Annotated in this window: 14 protein-coding genes; 7 read left to right on the top strand and 7 right to left on the bottom strand. The window is 45.5% G+C overall.

Annotated features, from left to right (window positions below; genetic code table 11):
• Together GPLA_RS21875 and GPLA_RS21870 are read left to right on the top strand one after the other, a co-directional pair.
• Positions 1–872, top strand: an 872-nt coding sequence (locus GPLA_RS21875) for a substrate-binding domain-containing protein (protein WP_226993175.1), incomplete at its 5' end; no start/stop codon positions are given.
• Between the two features lie 103 nt (positions 873–975).
• Positions 976–2,511: a molybdopterin-dependent oxidoreductase gene (locus GPLA_RS21870; protein ID WP_040515686.1), complete on the top strand. Its 1,536-nt coding sequence runs from the start codon at positions 976–978 to the stop codon at positions 2,509–2,511.
• Between the two features lie 140 nt (positions 2,512–2,651).
• Here the strand turns inward: GPLA_RS21870 and GPLA_RS24155 are convergent, their stop codons facing one another.
• The 3 genes from GPLA_RS24155 to GPLA_RS21860 all read right to left on the bottom strand — a co-directional run bounded on the left by GPLA_RS24155 (position 2,652) and on the right by GPLA_RS21860 (position 5,117).
• On the bottom strand, positions 2,652–2,861 hold the full coding sequence (locus tag GPLA_RS24155) for a putative sulfate exporter family transporter (RefSeq protein WP_407636161.1): 210 nt from the start codon (positions 2,859–2,861) through the stop codon (positions 2,652–2,654).
• 281 nt (positions 2,862–3,142) lie between these two features.
• The gene (gene groL / locus GPLA_RS21865) at positions 3,143–4,792 is read right to left on the bottom strand and encodes a chaperonin GroEL (protein ID WP_007107210.1); all 1,650 of its coding nucleotides are present in this window, start codon (positions 4,790–4,792) and stop codon (positions 3,143–3,145) included.
• A gap of 34 nt (positions 4,793–4,826) precedes the next feature.
• Positions 4,827–5,117, bottom strand: a complete 291-nt coding sequence (locus GPLA_RS21860; RefSeq protein WP_006991724.1) for a co-chaperone GroES — start codon at positions 5,115–5,117, stop codon at positions 4,827–4,829.
• 437 nt (positions 5,118–5,554) lie between these two features.
• Between GPLA_RS21860 and GPLA_RS21855 the strand changes: the two genes are divergently transcribed.
• Entirely contained in the window at positions 5,555–6,226 is a 672-nt protein-coding gene (locus GPLA_RS21855) for a DsbA family oxidoreductase (protein WP_007107208.1), read from the top strand.
• Between the two features lie 82 nt (positions 6,227–6,308).
• Here the strand turns inward: GPLA_RS21855 and GPLA_RS21850 are convergent, their stop codons facing one another.
• The 3 genes from GPLA_RS21850 to gltB form a co-directional block, all read right to left on the bottom strand.
• A complete protein-coding gene (locus GPLA_RS21850) occupies positions 6,309–7,127 on the bottom strand; it encodes a DUF1206 domain-containing protein (RefSeq protein WP_007107207.1) in 819 nt (272 codons plus the stop codon).
• Positions 7,128–7,365: 238 nt separating this feature from the next.
• Positions 7,366–8,781, bottom strand: a complete 1,416-nt coding sequence (locus GPLA_RS21845) for an FAD-dependent oxidoreductase (protein ID WP_007107206.1) — start codon at positions 8,779–8,781, stop codon at positions 7,366–7,368.
• Between the two features lie 19 nt (positions 8,782–8,800).
• On the bottom strand, positions 8,801–13,267 hold the full coding sequence (gltB, locus tag GPLA_RS21840) for a glutamate synthase large subunit (RefSeq protein ID WP_007107205.1): 4,467 nt from the start codon (positions 13,265–13,267) through the stop codon (positions 8,801–8,803).
• A 629-nt stretch (positions 13,268–13,896) separates the two neighbouring features.
• On the opposite strand from gltB, the gene arcB reads away from it, so the two are divergent.
• From arcB to rplI, 4 genes are all read left to right on the top strand, one after another.
• The gene (arcB, locus tag GPLA_RS21835; protein WP_007107203.1) at positions 13,897–16,242 is read left to right on the top strand and encodes an aerobic respiration two-component sensor histidine kinase ArcB; all 2,346 of its coding nucleotides are present in this window, start codon (positions 13,897–13,899) and stop codon (positions 16,240–16,242) included.
• Between the two features lie 211 nt (positions 16,243–16,453).
• The gene (gene rpsF, locus GPLA_RS21830) at positions 16,454–16,861 is read left to right on the top strand and encodes a 30S ribosomal protein S6 (RefSeq protein ID WP_193362962.1); all 408 of its coding nucleotides are present in this window, start codon (positions 16,454–16,456) and stop codon (positions 16,859–16,861) included.
• Positions 16,862–16,872: 11 nt separating this feature from the next.
• A complete protein-coding gene (gene rpsR / locus GPLA_RS21825; RefSeq protein WP_007107201.1) occupies positions 16,873–17,100 on the top strand; it encodes a 30S ribosomal protein S18 in 228 nt (75 codons plus the stop codon).
• Positions 17,101–17,129: 29 nt separating this feature from the next.
• Positions 17,130–17,582, top strand: a complete 453-nt coding sequence (gene rplI, locus GPLA_RS21820; RefSeq protein ID WP_007107200.1) for a 50S ribosomal protein L9 — start codon at positions 17,130–17,132, stop codon at positions 17,580–17,582.
• Between the two features lie 59 nt (positions 17,583–17,641).
• Here rplI and GPLA_RS21815 read toward each other — a convergent pair whose 3' ends face one another.
• Positions 17,642–18,283 (bottom strand): MOSC domain-containing protein, encoded by a 642-nt coding sequence (locus tag GPLA_RS21815; protein WP_007107199.1) that lies wholly within the window; start codon positions 18,281–18,283, stop codon positions 17,642–17,644.
• Positions 18,284–18,367: the final 84 nt, after the last annotated feature.

Here is an 18,367-nt window from a genome sequence, read left to right as displayed (position 1 = left end):
GGGGTTTACTACTTGAAGCAATATTGATGATCTCAAAGTTAGATTATTTTCACCTTAGTAAGGAAAGATTAATGAAATTTCTCACATTCCTAGCATGCACCTCACTTGGATTCGCTACGACTATAATTCAAGCTCAATCAACGCTTTTCGACCCTTCTATTGTGCATAACCCTAAAGACGGCGTTGTAAAATTGTACGGTGCTGGTGGTCCACATACAGCATTTAGAAGGGTAGCGGACGTTTGGGGAAAAAAATCTGGAACTAAGGTAGAAATAATTGCAGGTCCAGAGAGTCGGTGGTCTGCGGACGCGCAATCAGATGCGGATGTTCTTTGGGGGACGTCAGAACAATCAATGACTGCGTTTCTTGAAACCTACAAAACGTTTGACCATAACAAAGTCAATCCTATATACATCCGCCCAACTGTCATAGCTGTACAAAAGGGTAATCCCAAAAATATACAAAAGTTTGATGACCTACTAGCAAAAGACATCAGTATAATTGTTACGGAAGGTAAAGGTATATACAACACATCTGGAACCGGAACGTGGGAAGACGTCGCCGCACGCAAGGGTAGTTTGAGCGATGTTGCTGGATTTAGAGAGAATATTGTCTCGTATTCATTGGGCTCCGGAGCCAGCTTTAAAGCATTCAAGGAAAGGAGCGCTGATGCTTGGATAACTTGGCCTAACTGGCCAATTACTCATGCTGATGATATGGACATGATCTATTTAGCTGACGACCGCCAAATTTGGCGCGATGTAAACGTAGTGATCTCTCCAAATGCCGATCCACAAGCTCAGGCGTTTCTCAACTTTCTAATTTCAGAAAAAGCACAGATCATCATGAAGACTGAAGGATGGCAACGTTAAGTACGTTTGCACCAACCGGTGAATATTTCAATCAAAACGCTGATATATAAGAAATGGTTATTGCACATCAGCCTCTTAAATTCTGTCGTTAAAGGAGATTGCCATGCACGTAATAAGTCGTAGAAGTTTAATTAAAGCGCTTACATTTGGGGGAATATATTTCGCTCTTGGACCGATGACGCGGCTTGTCAACGCGCAGGCTTTAGGGCGCCCTTTACCTGTAGGAAAATTACCGTTAAATTTTGTAGTCCATAACGAAATGCCTTGGGCACTCGAAACGAAACGTTCTGCTTTTGGGATCGCGCCAGTGACGCCAAGCTCTGCATTTTTTGTGCGAAACAACCTCCCTGCACCAAACGAGTCTATTGTTGCAAACCGAGATGATTGGCGCTTTGAGGTAGCGGGTACCAAACAAAACGGTTCAATGACGTTAGGAGAGCTAAAAGCTCTGCCAATCCATATCGTAGCAACAGTGCTGCAATGTTCGGGTAACGGGCGCGCTTATTTTTCTCATCATCCCTCTGGCTCTCCATGGGCTACCGGTGCAGCAGGTTGCGGTTTGTGGACGGGCGTTAGGGTAGGTGACGTCATTGACAAGTTTGGTGGAAGTGCTGACAACAAACTATTTTTAACAGCGACTGGCGCAGAGAGCTTACCTGAGGGCGTAGATCCCAATTCTTTAGTGGTAGAAAGATCAGTACCGGTCGAGAAGGGGTTAGAAGATTCGCTATTGGTTTGGGAAATGAACGGCGAGCCACTGCCTCTGATACACGGTGGACCATTAAGACTGATAGTGCCCGGTTACTTCGGCGTAAACAACGTAAAATGGGTTAAGCGCATCGCACTAACTGTTGAAGAAAGTGGGGCGTCTATACAACGTTCGGGTTATCGATTTCGAGATATCGGTGAGTCGGGCAGTCCGGCGCATCCTTCAATGTACCGCATGCCAGTCAAGTCTTGGATTAATGGACCAGGTGCTGACGATTCAGAGCCGGTTAACCCTGGTCAACATACTCTATACGGCGTCGCCTTTTCGGGGGAGCATGGCATCAAAAAGGTCGAGATTTCGGCAGATGGCGGTAAAAGCTGGTTTGAGGCTCAATTAGTAGGACCAGATCTTGGCCCAAATGCTTGGCGCAGTTTTGTTTATGCGACAGAGCTAAAACTTGGTACCTATCGCTTTGTGTCGCGAGCCACCGACAATACAGGAGAAACGCAGCCACGCGAAGCGACGCCTAATGAGCGGGGATATGCGCATAACGGTTGGTACGATCCTGCCTTAGAATTAAAAGTAATCACTAAACAGTCAAGAGAGTCTAAGCCCGAGCTTGCAACATCAAGTGCTACAGCGCTGGCAGCCATACCACCAGCGGCTATAAGTTTGTCGCCTCTGGCTGCGCGCGGAAAAGATATTTTTATTGGCAAAGCTGCGCCAAGTTGTGGTGTTTGCCATACTCTAGCAGATGCCGGTAGTGCTGGCATTATTGGCCCTAATTTTAATCAATTAAAGCCAAGCGCTGATCAGGTTTTTTCCGCTGTATCTCAAGGTGTTGGAGTAATGCCTTCGTATAGCAAGCAACTGACTCAGGATGAAATGCGTGCATTAGCAGCCTATTTAGCAGAAGCGACTTCAGGATGAAAATGGACAGAGATGAATTAGGATAAGTGCATAATACCAGTCGATTTCACTTAAAATAATATTCCTTAAAAAAGCTCTGAGATACCTATATTTATTAAATAGCCACCTAAAGTTAAAAACAAAAATAACCACCCCGCTAGTTATAGCGGCTTTATACACGCTTGGCGAATAGCGCCAACATGAGTTCGTAAGCACAACACCACCTTGGCAATGGTCATAAATAAATTATCAAACCAAATAACAGTGTTTGTAGCCGTTTGAGGAATTATCGACCGTGAATGAAATCTACTTGCCACTATAAAAAGTAACCCAAACCAAGGAATGGTAATCCATAACTTGTTTCCTTCAATACTGGTTGTATTACCTGCCCTAGGCTTTTTTACTCTGCCAAAACGATAAACACACTAAAAATGACGCAAGCATTATCACTCGTAACATTTTTAGATAACAGCGGTATCGGCAGCATTTTAGCTTACGGTCTATTTACGGCAACTAAATTCGCCACTTCATGCGAATTATACAGCCGTGCTTCGAGTTTATTAATTAGAAAGTAAATAAAAAAAGCCCGAATATTGCTATTCGGGCTTTCGTTTAAATGATTAAAGCTACACGGTATAGAGTTAAAACTCTATTACATCATTCCGCCCATTCCGCCCATTCCACCCATGCCGCCCATATCAGGCATGCCACCGGCAGAATCAGACTTAGGTGCTTCAGCGATCATCGCTTCAGTTGTGATCATCAAGCTTGCGATTGATGCTGCGAACTGAAGTGCTGAACGTGTGACTTTAGTTGGGTCAAGAATACCCATTTCAATCATGTCACCGTAAGTATCGTTACCTGCGTTGTAACCGAAGTTATCAGCGCCGTTTTTCACTGCGTTAGTTACCACAGATGCTTCTGCACCGGCGTTAGCAGCGATTTGACGCATAGGCGCTTCCATCGCACGAAGTAGCAATTTGATACCGTGTGTTTGGTCTTCGTTGTCGCCTTTAAGGTCAACAATTTTAGACGCAGCACGTACTAGTGCAACACCACCACCGGCAACAACGCCTTCTTCAACCGCGGCGCGAGTTGCGTGTAGTGCATCTTCAACGCGGTCTTTTTTCTCTTTCATTTCTACTTCAGTCGCTGCGCCAACTTTGATGACTGCAACGCCGCCAGCTAGTTTAGCGAGGCGTTCTTGCAGTTTCTCTTTGTCGTAGTCTGAGCTAGATTCTTCGATTTGTGCGCGTATTTGTGCAACACGGCCTTTAATCGCGTCTTCTTCGCCAGCACCGTCAACCACTGTGGTGTTGTCTTTGTTGATAACAACGCGCTTAGCAGTACCTAGGTCTTCTAGAGTTACTTTTTCAAGCTCAAGACCGATTTCTTCAGAAATCACTGTGCCGCCAGTTAAGGTAGCAAGATCTTGTAGCATAGCTTTACGACGGTCACCGAAACCAGGTGCTTTAACCGCGGCTACTTTAACGATACCGCGCATGTTGTTCACAACTAGCGTAGCAAGTGCTTCACCTTCAACGTCTTCAGCAATGATTAACAAAGGCTTAGAGGCTTTTGCTACGGCTTCAAGAGTCGGTAGTAATTCACGGATGTTAGATATTTTTTTGTCAACCAAAAGGATGTATGGGCTTTCTAGCTCAACAGTGCCATTTTCTTGGTTGTTCATGAAGTAAGGAGATAGGTAACCACGGTCGAACTGCATACCTTCTACAACTTCTAATTCGTTTTGTAGAGATTGGCCTTCTTCAACAGTGATAACGCCTTCTTTGCCTACTTTGTCCATTGCTTCAGCGATAAGGTCGCCTACTTCAACGTCAGAGTTAGCAGAGATAGTGCCTACTTGGGCGATAGCTTTGCTGTCAGCACAAGGAACAGATAGAAGTTTAAGCTGTTCAACGGCAGCGATAACTGCTTTGTCGATACCGCGCTTAAGATCCATTGGGTTCATGCCAGCAGCAACTGATTTTAAACCTTCAGTTACGATAGCTTGTGCCAATACTGTTGCTGTTGTTGTTCCGTCACCGGCTTCGTCATTGGCTTTAGAAGCAACTTCTTTAACCATTTGCGCGCCCATGTTTTCGAATTTATCTTCTAATTCGATTTCTTTGGCTACTGAAACACCATCTTTGGTGATAGTAGGTGCGCCGAAAGACTTTTCAAGTACAACGTGACGGCCTTTAGGACCTAAAGTGACTTTAACCGCGTTGGCTAGAATGTTAACGCCTGCAAGCATTTTTACGCGAGCGTCATCAGAAAAACGTACTTCTTTTGCTGCCATGATATTAATTCCTCTAAATGTGGTTAACGGTGGGTTATTCGACTACTGCTAGGATGTCGTTTTCGCTCAGAATTAATACTTCTTCGCCGTCTAGCTTCTCGGTTTTCACGCCGTAACCGTCGTTGAAAATTACGATATCGCCGATTTTAACGTCTACAGCTTTCACTTCGCCGTTATCTAATGTGCGACCATTGCCGACTGCAATAACTTCACCGCGAGTTGATTTTTCTGCTGCTGAGCCCGTTAATACGATGCCGCCTGCAGATTTGCTTTCTTGTTCGTGACGCTTAACGATAACGCGATCGTTTAAAGGACGAATTGCCATTTTCAAATCTCCTGAAAATTCCAATGTTAATAAAGGTTTAAGTTGCCGATTGCTCGGCGGTTTAAATGAGCAGGGGTTTTCGCCTTGCTCAGAAATTGGTTCTGCGGTCATAAATGGGGCTAGGGGAAATTATCTCAAGTTATTTTGTAAAAAATTTCGTATTTTTTTACCTTAAATGCATTTATTTAGCATTTACGTCGGTCTTTACTGGGGCAGTCAGGTAAAAACGCATAAGTTGGCTTGGCTTATCGTTGTGTCTTTAGCTAAAAAAACACAGCGAGAATTTGTCGTTAAAAGCCCCTGCGTTTTGGGTAGATATAACACTACGGTGAACAATTGTTGTTATCACCTTGAATGTTGCCACCCCAATACCTATCTATTGATTATCTATTAGGCAGCACAATCTTGTGTTGGACCTTAAAAATAAGGAATGAATTATGGCTATCCCGCTAAAGATCGATATCGTCTCTGATGTGTCTTGTCCGTGGTGCATCATAGGGTATAAAGCCCTAGACACGGCACTGAGTAATTTGGCCGGCCAGGTTGAGGCTGACATCACTTGGCAGCCCTTTGAGCTTAACCCAAACATGCCACCAGAAGGCCAAGAAATCGTTGAACATATCACCGAAAAATACGGTATTAGTGTTGAGCAAAGCGAGCAAAACCGTGAAATGATTAAGCAGCGTGGCTTAGACGTGGGTTATGCGTTTGGCAATCGTGGTGGCGGTCGAATTTACAATACCTTTGATGCCCATAGATTGTTGCACTGGGCAGAAGGCCAGGGCAAGCAAACCGAACTTAAGTTAGCCTTGTTTGATATGTATTTTAAAGAAAGTGGTGACCCGAGTGATCATGAGCAATTATTAGCAGTCGTTGAGCGTGTTGGGCTAGATAAAGACGCGGCTAGAGCCGTATTGGAGTCAGATCAATTTACCCTAGAGGTCCGTGAAGCCCAGCATTTGTATCAGGCTAACGGAATTAGTTCTGTGCCGGCGGTGATTGTGAATAACAAACATTTGATTAGTGGTGGTCAGCCAGCGGCAGTATTCGAGCAAGCCTTAGCACAAATAGCGAAAGAAATGGAAGAAGGTGACAATGCCCAAGCGTAAGCATTGCTAAATAGCAGCCAAGAAAAAGGAGCCTAGGCTCCTTTTTTACTTTGCATTATATGTTTTGGCGGGATGTATTAGTTTAGCTTTTCGCTTCTGTTTGCCGGTAACAAGACTCAAAAGCACAAAATAGGGAAAATAGCATGAGGCCGCATGCCATAATGGCTAAAAGCCACTGACCAAAGGGTTGGTTGAGGATTTCGCCCATCGCTTCCTTTAAGCCACCGGCTTCATCAGGATCGTACTGATAAGCGGCTTGCATAAAAAAAGCCCCTATGAAAACGTACAGAATCCCCCTTGCGGTATATCCTGTTCGACCAGCCCAAAGGCAAGCTGAAAGTACGCTGCTGCTCATACGTTGTTGTTCGAATTTCTCCATGAAATCGCCTGTGTATGCATGTTTGAACTGGACAAAAGCAAAGACGAGGATCATTAACCCAACGATCCCCACTAACCACACGCCCAAGGTGTACCCCATCAAATGCTGTGCTAACGTTTCGCTATTGCCTTTTGAACTGGACTGCTCCTCGTTGCCCACTAGTACCCGAGCGGCTAACCATCCTGCGCTTGAGTAGGTCAAAGCAGAAAAGACAAAAAATACGCGCATAAGCACATCCTTGACTTTGCTATTATCCAAGTGCTCGGTGTTTTTAATGGCTTGGATTAAACGCCATAGGGCATAACTGAATAACCCTAAGGACACAGGTGCTAACAGCACATGACCAAAGGGTTGCTGCAATATCTCGTTAAATATATCTTTATGAGACAAGTTTTCAGTACTGCTGTAACGCATGGCTGCGAGCATTGTCAGTATACCAAGCGATAAATACACCACGGTTTTGGCTGCATAACCATAGCGGGCCACATAATCTATCCAGCTAGGTTGTTGGTTGTTGGGCATATTCAATTCATTCCTTCGGGAGCAGAGCAATATGGGTCGGGTACATTATCGGGGGGCCTTAAATCGACGAGTCGTACTCGATTAGGAATGCAGATAATTTAACTTAATTTTTACCTAGGCGCCGATAAATGTGTGCGCTCAGTACCCAAAGACACAAAAAAGGAGCCTAGGCTCCTTTTTGACGTTTTTACATCGTTTATACTCTGCTGTTACGAGGTTATACAGCTCATGATCGCGCTTAAACGCCCATGTAGTCCAGCATACCTTCGGCGGCTTCCCGGCCTTCGAATATAGCAGTAACTACCAGGTCTGAACCACGTACCATATCACCACCTGAGAATATCTGAGGATTAGACGTTTGGAACGCGTATTTGCCTTTTGCTGGGGCGCGTACTCGGCCTTTCTCATCTAAGATAATACCGTAGTCACCAAACCAGCCCGCAGGACTTGGCTGGAAACCAAAGGCAATGATCACAGCATCCGCTTCGATAACATGCTCTGAGCCTTCAATGACCACAGGACGACGACGACCTGCTGCATCTGGCTCACCCATTTCGGTCTTAACACAACGTACGCCACAGGCGTTACCGTTGGCATCAAGCTCGATATCCAGTGGCTGCACGTTAAAGGTAAACTTAACGCCTTCTTCTTTGGCGTTAACCACTTCACGGCGTGATCCAGGCATGCTGTCTTCATCACGACGATAAGCACAGATTACATCTGTAGCACCTTGGCGAATGGAGGTGCGTACGCAGTCCATGGTGGTGTCACCACCGCCCAGTACTACGACCTTTTTACTTTTCATATCAACAAATTCATCGGCGGATTTTTCAAACTTCAGATGACGGTTAATATTGGCAATTAAAAACGGCAGTGCTTCGTAAACGCCTGGGGCGTCTTCGTTAGCAAATCCACCTAACATTGGCTTGTAAGTACCCATGCCAAGGAAAACTGAGTCGTATTCATCAAGTAAGGTTTGAAAGTCGATGTCTTTACCGATTTCGGTGTTAAGCACAAACTCAACGCCCATTTCAGTGAAGATGTCTCGGCGACGAGTCATCACGTCTTTTTCAAGCTTAAAGGCTGGAATACCAAAGGTTAACAAGCCACCAATTTCAGGGTATTTGTCGTACACCACAGCTTTCACACCGTTACGCACTAAAATATCTGCACAGGCAAGGCCAGCAGGGCCAGCACCAACGATAGCGACTTTTTTATCAGTGGGCACCACGCCAGACATATCTGGACGCCAGCCCATCTTAAAGGCGGTATCCGTGATGTATTTTTCGATACTGCCGATGGTCACGGCGCCAAAATCATCATTCAGGGTACATGCGCCTTCACACAGACGGTCTTGTGGGCATACACGCCCACACACCTCGGGCAAACTGTTAGTTTTGTGAGAAAGTTCAGCGGCTTCTAAAATTCTTCCTTGGTTGGCTAATTCTAGCCACTGGGGAATAAAATTATGTACCGGACATTTCCATTCGCAATAGGGGTTACCACAATCCAAGCAGCGGTCAGCCTGACCTTCTGTTTGAGATTGGGTGAGGGGCTGATAGATTTCAGCGAATTCTGCTTTACGCACAACGATCGGCTTTTTAGGCGGGTCGATACGTTCTACGTCAACAAATTGATATACATTTTTAGACATATGATTCTCGTCCTGCTACTTATTGGGCCTGAATGGCAAGTTCTGCTGAAGAGCGACTGATGTGCCCCAACAAATTCTTCACATTACTGGTCTTAGGCTTAATTAAGCGGAATTTAGGCAACACTTCATTGAAGTTATTGAGTAGGCCCATGGCGAACTCGCTACCTGTTTCTTCGTAGTGTTGATTGATTAGGCCACGTAAATGCTCAGACAAGATAACCTTGTCGCCTATGCCCATAATTTCCACTAGTTCAGGGTTAATACGATGTTCAATATCGTCTAATTCGTCCAGAATGTAGGCAAACCCGCCTGTCATACCGGCACCAAAGTTAACACCGACTGCACCTAACACGGCCACGATACCGCCTGTCATGTATTCACATGCGTTATCACCTGTGCCTTCAACTACCGCTACCGCACCTGAGTTACGCACACCAAAACGTTCACCCGCACGACCGGCTGCGAATAATTTACCGCCAGTGGCGCCGTACAAACAGGTATTGCCCATAATGGCGCTTACATGTGGGTCGAAGCTGATGTTGGTCGGGTTGCTGATGACCAGCTTACCGCCGGTCATGCCTTTACCCACATAATCGTTGGCATCGCCTACCAGATGCATTTCAAGGCCGCCTGCATTCCACACACCAAAGCTTTGGCCGACTGTGCCGCTAAGCTGAATTTGGATAGGGTCATCGTGCATGCCTTGGTTGCCGTGTACCTGTGCAATCGCACCAGATAACATGGCACCGACTGAGCGGTCAGTATTGCGTACAGTGTAACTCAACGACGCACCGCTTAATGAGGCAATGGCATGCTTGGCATCATTTAAAATTTGCACGTTCAGAAGGCCTTTATCCAATGGATTGTTGGCGTTCTCTGAACAGAACAACTTAGTATGTGAACCCGCTTTAGGCTTGGCCAATATAGGGCTAAGATCCAAGCGGTTTTGCTTGGCTGTCACACCCGGCAATACTTCAAGCAATTCAGTACGGCCAATCAAATCATCCAGCTTAGCGACGCCAAGGGATGCCATTATTTCACGTACTTCTTGGGCGATAAACTTGAAGTAGTTCATCACCATTTCGGGTAAACCAATGAAGTAGTTTTCCCGCAGTTTTTCATCTTGTGTTGCTACGCCTGTGGCACAGTTGTTGAGGTGACAAATACGCAGGTATTTACACCCAAGCGCCACCATAGGTCCGGTACCAAAACCGAAGCTTTCTGCTCCTAAAATCGCGCCCTTGATAACATCAAGACCGGTTTTAAGGCCGCCGTCGGTTTGTACCCGTACTTTGTGACGTAAACCATTTTCTACTAGGGCTTGTTGGGTTTCCGCTAAGCCAAGTTCGAACGGGCTACCGGCATATTTAACCGACGTTAATGGACTCGCGCCTGTGCCGCCGTCGTATCCGGAAATGGTGATCAAATCGGCATAGGCTTTTGCTACACCGGTTGCAATCGTGCCCACACCGGGTTCAGAGACCAATTTGACGGATATTTGCGCTTTAGGATTAACTTGTTTCAAGTCAAAAATAAGCTGGGCCAAATCTTCAATCGAATAAATGTCGTGATGGGGCGGAGGTGAAATAAGGGTGACACCAGGTACGGCAAAACGCAGTTCGGCGATATAGCTGTTTACTTTATCACCCGGTAGCTGACCACCTTCACCCGGCTTCGCGCCTTGGGCGACTTTGATCTGTATAACTTCAGCATTCACTAAGTAATGCGGTGTTACACCAAAGCGACCAGAAGCGACTTGCTTGATCTTGGAGTTTTTCTCGGTATTAAAACGCGCGGGATCTTCACCGCCTTCACCTGAGTTTGATTTGCCGCCTAAGCGGTTCATGGCAATGGCTAATGCTTCGTGTGCTTCAGGGCTAAGGGCGCCAATCGACATGGCTGCCGTATCAAAGCGTTTGAATAAGTCTTCCGCTGGTTCAACGTCGCTGATGTCAATCGCCGGCTTGTCTGCTTTTAGCGCAAACAAATCGCGGAAATGGCTCGGTGAACGTTCATTTACCAAGGTACTAAACACGCGATAATCGTCGTATTTACCACTGACAACGGCTTTTTGTAAGCTGGTCACTACATCTGGGTTATAGGCATGATATTCACCACCATGGACGTACTTTAACAAGCCGCCATGATCAATAGGCTTGCGCTTTAACCAAGCGACGCGGCTTAGATTAACTTGATCTTGTTCGAAGTCTTCAAAACCTGCACCTTGCAAACGGCTCGGTACGCCTTGGAAACACAGTTTTGTCACATCGCTGTTGATACCAATGGCTTCAAATAATTTAGAGCTACGGTAACTGGCAATAGTGCTGATCCCCATTTTAGACATGATCTTGTACAGACCTTTATTGATGCCTTTACGGTAGTTCAATACACCTTGCATAGCGGTTGTGCCAAGCTCGTCTTTATCCGCCATTTGCTCAATGGTTTCGTAGGCTAAGAATGGATAGATTGCCGTTGCGCCTAAGCCAAGTAACACGGCAAAATGATGCGGGTCACGTGCCGAGGCCGTTTCAACCACTATGTTGGCATCACAGCGCAATGATTTATCAATTAAACGACGCTGCACTGCGCCAACTGCCATGGCTGCTGGAATGGGCAAACGATTGGATTTTACATTGCGGTCAGACAAGATAACGAAGGCGGCACGTTTGGTTTTAACCAAGTATTCCACTTCATTGCAAATGCGCAAGATGGCTTTTTTCAGGCCTTCTTCTGGTTTGTAGTTCAGATCAACCACCTCAGAGTAGTAATACTCTGAATCGAATTCACGCAGTTGCTTTAAATCGGTGTACAGCAATACAGGTGAGTCGAAAAGTACGCGATGGGCGTAACCAGACGTTTCACTGAATACGTTTTGCTCGCGACCAATACAGGTTGCTAACGACATAACGTGGGTTTCACGCAATGGATCGATTGGTGGGTTGGTCACCTGAGCAAACTGCTGACGGAAGTAGTCGTATATGGTGCGTTGCTTAGACGAAAGCACGGCCATAGGGGTGTCATCACCCATAGAGCCGACGGCTTCTTGTCCGTCTTTAGCTAATACCTTAACGATTTGCTGCAGCTCTTCGTAGCTGTAAGCAAAAAGCTTATGGTATGTAGCCATCATGGTGTCATCAAACACGCGCTGACCAATCAATGATGCATCGCATTCTTCAACAGGTAACAGGCGACGAATGTTTTGATCAATCCATTCTCGGTAAGGGTGGCGACCTTTAAGCTCTTCGTCAATCTCGTTAGAGCGCCATATTTTGCCTGTGTAAGTGTCTACGGCAAGCATTTCGCCAGGTCCTACGCGGCCCTTTTCAACGACGTCTTCAGGTTTGTAATCCCAAATACCAATTTCTGAGGCTAGCGTGATCAAACCGTCTTTCGTTATCACATAACGTGCTGGACGCAGACCATTACGGTCTAGGTTACACGCAACGTGGCGACCGTTGGTTAATACAATACCGGCCGGACCATCCCAAGGCTCCATGTGCATAGAGTTAAACTCGTAAAACGCGCGTAACTCATCATCCATGGTGCTGTTATTTTGATAGGCCGGTGGCACGAGCAAACGCATAGCACGGAATAAATCCATACCGCCCGCGAGGAACAACTCAAGCATGTTATCTAGGGAAGAGGAATCTGACCCTTCAGTATTCACAAACGGTGCTGCATCGGCCAAATCAGGCAATAACGGGGTAACAAATTTGCTGCTACGGGCTTGTGCCCAATCACGATTACCACGAATAGTATTGATTTCACCGTTATGTGCTAAAAAGCGGAATGGCTGAGCCAAAGGCCACTTAGGTAAGGTGTTGGTAGAGAAGCGTTGGTGGAATACACAAATAGCGGATTGCATGCGCTCGTCGGCTAAGTCTAAGTAAAACTTAGGCAAGTCTTTGGGCATGACTAGGCCTTTATAGACAGTCACTAGTGTGGAGAGGCAAGCGATGTAAAATTCGCTGTCTTCGCTCATGCGCTTTTCAGCACGGCGACGGGCCATAAATAAGCGACGTTCCAGATCTCGTTTACGCCATCCAGAAGGCGCATTAACAAAAACCTGTTCGATTTGCGGCACACCAGAGGCGGCTAAGTCACCCAGTACGGAATGATCTGTCGGCACCACGCGCCAACCTGCCACGCCTAGGGTTTCTCGTTCTAATTCTTCATTCAGAATTTTACGGCCTTTGGCCGCTAAAGTTTCGTCCTGATTAAGGAAGATAACCCCGACACCGTATTTTTTACTTAATTTCCATCCGTTTTCGGCGGCGATTTCTTTAAAGAACGCATCCGGTTTTTGCATTAGCAAGCCGCAACCATCCCCGGTTTTACCGTCGGCGGCGATACCGCCACGGTGCTGCATGCGATCCAATCCTTCGATGGCAGTAATAACAAGCTTGTGGCTGGCTTCGCCTTGCGTATGGGCGATTAAACCAAATCCACAGTTGTCTTTGGAATCATTAGGATTATATAAACTCATTGACGTAACTCCTTCAACCGACGACTGGTAGGGTTGTGTTATAGATTACTGCTTTATTTTTATCTAACGCTCACGGGCAAACTTTGGCACACAAAAAAAGTGGCCGGATTGCGCCGTGTTACGCTATGTATTCTTGTCGTTTTTATTATTGGGGATACCAGTCGAGTATCGAATATTTATACTAAGCAGGTCGTACAAAATACCGAGTTAAAATATATAAATCAATTCAGAAGTGCGAACTTGCTATAAAAATCCTTACTTTAAGTCGGGTTTTTCTAATTATATCAATTAAAATCAATGGCTTGAGTTAAAATAATTTACTTGGTTATATCCTATGTAATAACAGTGATATTTACCGGCTGGTGTTAATAAATAGTTAAAATCACTCCCTGTAAACAGGGGTTTTATGGTTTGCTGTAGAATATTTATTTAAAAAAAGTGCATAAAAAGTACAATTTGTATTGCATAAATACTGTCAAAGCGGTGTGACTAAGGATAAGTGCCTGTTGCGCCTGAAAAATAGCCAATTTAGCTTTGCTACCCCCGAACGGCGATTATCAGTTGACCCTGTGGGCGAACTTGCTAGCATGGCGCGCTCACAGCCATTCGTTTAAATATGAGATCATTGCATGCAGCGTCAAGAGTCAGTAGAACCTTGGGCCCTTAGATTTGCCCAGTTTATCAATCGTTTTGGCACACTGCGGGTCAGCGTGTTGTTTGTCTTCCTCACCCTGATTTTCACCATGACGGGAACCTATTTTTTACGTATTTATATTATCGGCGACGTGAAACTCGAAGATTTTATGAGCGCCATTATACTGACGATTGTCAGCGCGCCTTGGGTGCTGTTCTTTTTCAGTGAATTGGTCAAACAGCTTGAGCGTTCTAGAGGTCATTTAGCAGAAGTCATCACCCAGTTAGAGCGCTTACGCGAAGAAGATATTTTGCTTAGCCGTGAATTACAAAATAATATCAAGCAGCTGAATTACGAGATAGAGCAGCGCAAAAATGCCCAAGCCGAGCGTGAAAATGTATTTGTTGAATTGGAAAATGAAATAAAGGACCGAGCGGAAAAAGAAGCTCAGGCTTTGCGTTTATCTACTTTGCTGCGCTCCATCATTGATGCTTCTCCTGATTTAATTTATTACCGCAATGAAGAAGGCCAATTTGCCGGCTGTAACCGGGTAGCTGAACAGATGACTGGACGCACTGAAGCAGAGCTGATTGGCCTTACCCCTCATGAAGTGTGGGAAGAAGAATTGGCCAGCCAAGTGGCAGCAAGTGACCACGAGGTATTAGAGAAAAACGCCAGTATTACTGAAGAGATTTGGTTGCGCTTTGCGGATGGCCGCAGAGGCTATTTCGAAATGCGCAAAGTACCATTTTATGCAAAGGATGGTTCCCGTTTAGGTTTGTTAGCCTTTGGCCGTGATATCACTGAACGCAAACAAGCCGAAAATATTGTAGCGAAAGCCAGCAAAGATAAAACCAAGTTTATTGCGACGATAAGCCATGAGCTGCGCACACCGTTAAACGGTATTGTGGGCTTAAGCCGCATGCTACGTGACACCAAGTTAGACAAAGAGCAATTTAATTGGGTGAGCACTATTTACGCCAGCGGTATTACCTTAGGGAATATCTTTAACGACATCATTGATATTGATCGCATGGGCCGAGATAAACTTGAGTTGTCGCTGAAAACCGTATCCATTAAAGACTTCACTGAAGAGCTTAGCAGTATCATTAAATTGCTTGCAGCTGATAAAAACCTAGCGTTTGACACGGAAATAAGAGAGCCCTTGCCTGATTTTGTGGAAGTTGACGGTACGCGCTTGCGTCAAATTTTGTGGAACTTGCTGTTTAATGCCGTCAAGTTTACCCAAAAAGGTAAGGTGAGCTTAAGCGTTGAAGCTCGTACGTCTGGGGATGGTATCAGCCATGTGACATTCCGTGTTGGCGATACTGGCGTGGGTATTCCACAAACTGAGCTCGATAAAATATTCGCTATGTATTATCAAGTTAACCTGCCTGAACATCAAAGTGCAACGGGGACAGGTATTGGTTTGGCGATTTGTCAGCAGATGGTGTCGTTGATGAATGGTGAAATCAAAGTCAGCAGCGAAATAGGCAAAGGTACTTGTTTCACAGTCGAATTGCCGTTACCCATCAGTAAGCGTCCTATGCAAGTAGAAGAATTACAGGTGCGTGGTTTGAATATCTTGTTGGTTGAAGATATTGAACTCAATGTCATGGTCGCTAAAGCGTTATTGGAGAAACTCGATCAACACGTAGATGTAGCCATGACGGGTGGCGAAGCCATTAAAATGGTGCGAGACAAGCAATACGATTTGATTCTGCTTGATATTCAGTTACCCGATATGACAGGTTTTGACGTGGCCACCACGTTGCACGATGAAGGACTCGTTGAGCAAACCAGCATAGTGGCGTTAACGGCTAACGTGATTAAACGTCGTCAAGAATACTTAGACAGTGGTATGGATGATGTGATTGCTAAACCCGTTAAGAAGAGCCGCATGATTGAAGTGTTTAACTCATTATTCAGTGAGCAGCCCTACGACGCCCATAAACCCAAAGAAGAAGAGCCAGATCGTGAGCTTGACGCCATTCTTGACCTGGATTTACTGCAAATGTTGGTGGACACCATAGGCCACGAAATGGTCAGCACCAGCGTCAAGGTGTTTGAAGAAAACATGCCTGTCTATTTGGAAATACTGCAACTGAGCCTCAGTGCCAATGAGAAAGATGAAGTGTGTTCCCAAGCACATAAAATCAAAGGTGCGGCAGGCTCAGTTGGCTTAGCCAGAGTACAAAAAGTTGCCAATCAGATACAACAAGGCGACCACCCTGCGTGGTGGGAGAATGTGCATGATTGGGTCGAAGAACTGACTTTTGCTGCTGTGCAGGATATGCAAAAACTAAGTGATTGGTTGACCAAGCAAGACATCGACGATTAACCAAATCGGCCAAATGTTAGCTAGATGAGCGGCTAAAACGGGACCAACGCCCTAGCCCTTGATATTAAGTGGGTATAAGCACAAATAGTGCTTGTGCCTACCGACCAGTTTATATACAATTCGCGCCGCTTAAAACAGTCACCTTAATTAGTTCCTTGTCTCCATACAGTCTGACTGTGCTGTCGAGGCTACAACCGTGAGGAGCAATATGATGCGTCATTACGAAATCGTATTCATGGTTCACCCTGACCAGAGTGAACAAGTTCCAGGTATGATCGAGCGTTATACCGGAATTCTTACCCAGAATGGTGGCATAATCCACCGCATGGAAGATTGGGGCCGTCGTCAATTGGCTTACCCGATCGACAAACTACACAAAGCACACTACGTCCTTATCAATGCTGAAGCATCTGCTGAAGCGGTTGAAGAGCTAGAGACTGCTTTCCGTTTCAATGACGTTGTTTTGCGTAACCTAGTTATGCGTACAAAAGATGCTGAAACTGAACAGTCACCAATGGCTAAAGAAGAACGTCGTGAAAAGCGTGATGAAAGACCGTCTTCTGAAGACAAGTCTGTAGAACCTGAAGCAGCTGAAGCTGTTTCTGACGAACAAGAATAAGGAGACAAAAAATGGCTCGTTTTTTTAGACGTCGTAAATTCTGCCGTTTCTCAGCTGAAGGTGTTGTCCAGATTGATTATAAAGACATCGCTATGTTGAAAAACTATGTCACTGAAAGTGGTAAAATCGTACCTAGTCGTATCACTGGAACTAGCGCTAAATATCAGCGTCAGTTGTCAACTGCTATCAAGCGCGCGCGCTTCCTAGCATTGCTTCCATATACTGATTCTCACAAGTAATCCCTGGCGAAATTAAGAAGGTAGCAAAGATGGAAATCATTCTACTAAACAAAGTCGCCAACCTGGGCGGCTTGGGTGACAATGTCACTGTAAAATCAGGCTATGCACGTAACTTCTTGTTCCCACAAGGACAAGCCGTTCCTGCTACTAAAGCAAACGTAGAAAAATTTGAAGCACGTCGTGCAGAGCTTGAAGCAAAAATTGCTGATCAGCTTGCAGCGTCTGAAGCTCGTGCAGCAAAAGTTGCTGAACTTGCTGAAGTGACCATCGCAGCTCCTGCTGGCGACGAAGGCAAATTATTCGGATCTATCGGTACTCGTGACATCGCGTTGGCAATTACTGCCGCTGGTGTTGAGATTGCTAAATCTGAAGTTAAATTGCCTACCGGTACTTTGCGTGAAACTGGTGAGTTCGAAATCGATCTACAGTTGCACTCAGAAGTTACTGCTACAATCAAATTGATTGTTATTCAAGAAGCTTAATTTAAGCCTGATTGAATACTAAAAAACACCGCCTTCGCGGTGTTTTTTTTGCCCAAAAATTAATGGGTGCGCAACATACGGCGATTTAGTTTGTCTTGCCATTCAGGATCAAGTCCTTGGGCCTGACTTAACCCCTGTAAGGTGTCTTTGCTGGTATTGCTATCGAAATGCTGCTTGACGAACGTGGCAACACTGAGACTTGGGTTGACTCGACTGAGCAAGGTAATGTTATCACCAGTAGCGATAACGCCCTCTTTTAACACGCGGTAATACCAGCCGGTGATCTGTTGTTTAGCAATGAAATCTACGAGTCCGTGCTGATTTAACTTTTCTTCTATTTTCCAGCAGGGAATGCGCGGAGAGCTAACCTGGACATCAACTTGTCCGATTCTGTAAATATCACCGATATTGACGTTCTTATCGTGCATCAATGACGCCGTGATATTTTCACCAATGCTGCCCGGTATAGCCCGTCTGTGCATGAGCGGGTGGCGTTTAATGATGGTTTCATAGCTTAACAATGCATATTGATGTAAGGCTCTCTCAGGCCCGCCGTGGTAGCGTTTGTCTACTTGTATATCCCCTTTGATCCCCAGATAGTCGACTTCAACTTCTACCACGGGCCGTTTATCAATACCTGAAGGCGAGTTTTTACTGCCAATCGGCCGAGTGGTACCGGTAAATAAACCTAAAACTTTCATGTTACTCCCAGAAGACAAGTGGTTTCTTTTTTGCTGCTTTAAACCTTTGTGGGTTAACCTGCGACTCATTTAGTAATCTAACCT

It is taken from the genome of Paraglaciecola polaris LMG 21857 (assembly GCF_000315055.1).
GTDB classification, from domain to species: Bacteria; Pseudomonadota; Gammaproteobacteria; order Enterobacterales; family Alteromonadaceae; genus Paraglaciecola; species Paraglaciecola polaris.
This window is presented reverse-complemented; position numbering and strand designations above follow the sequence as displayed.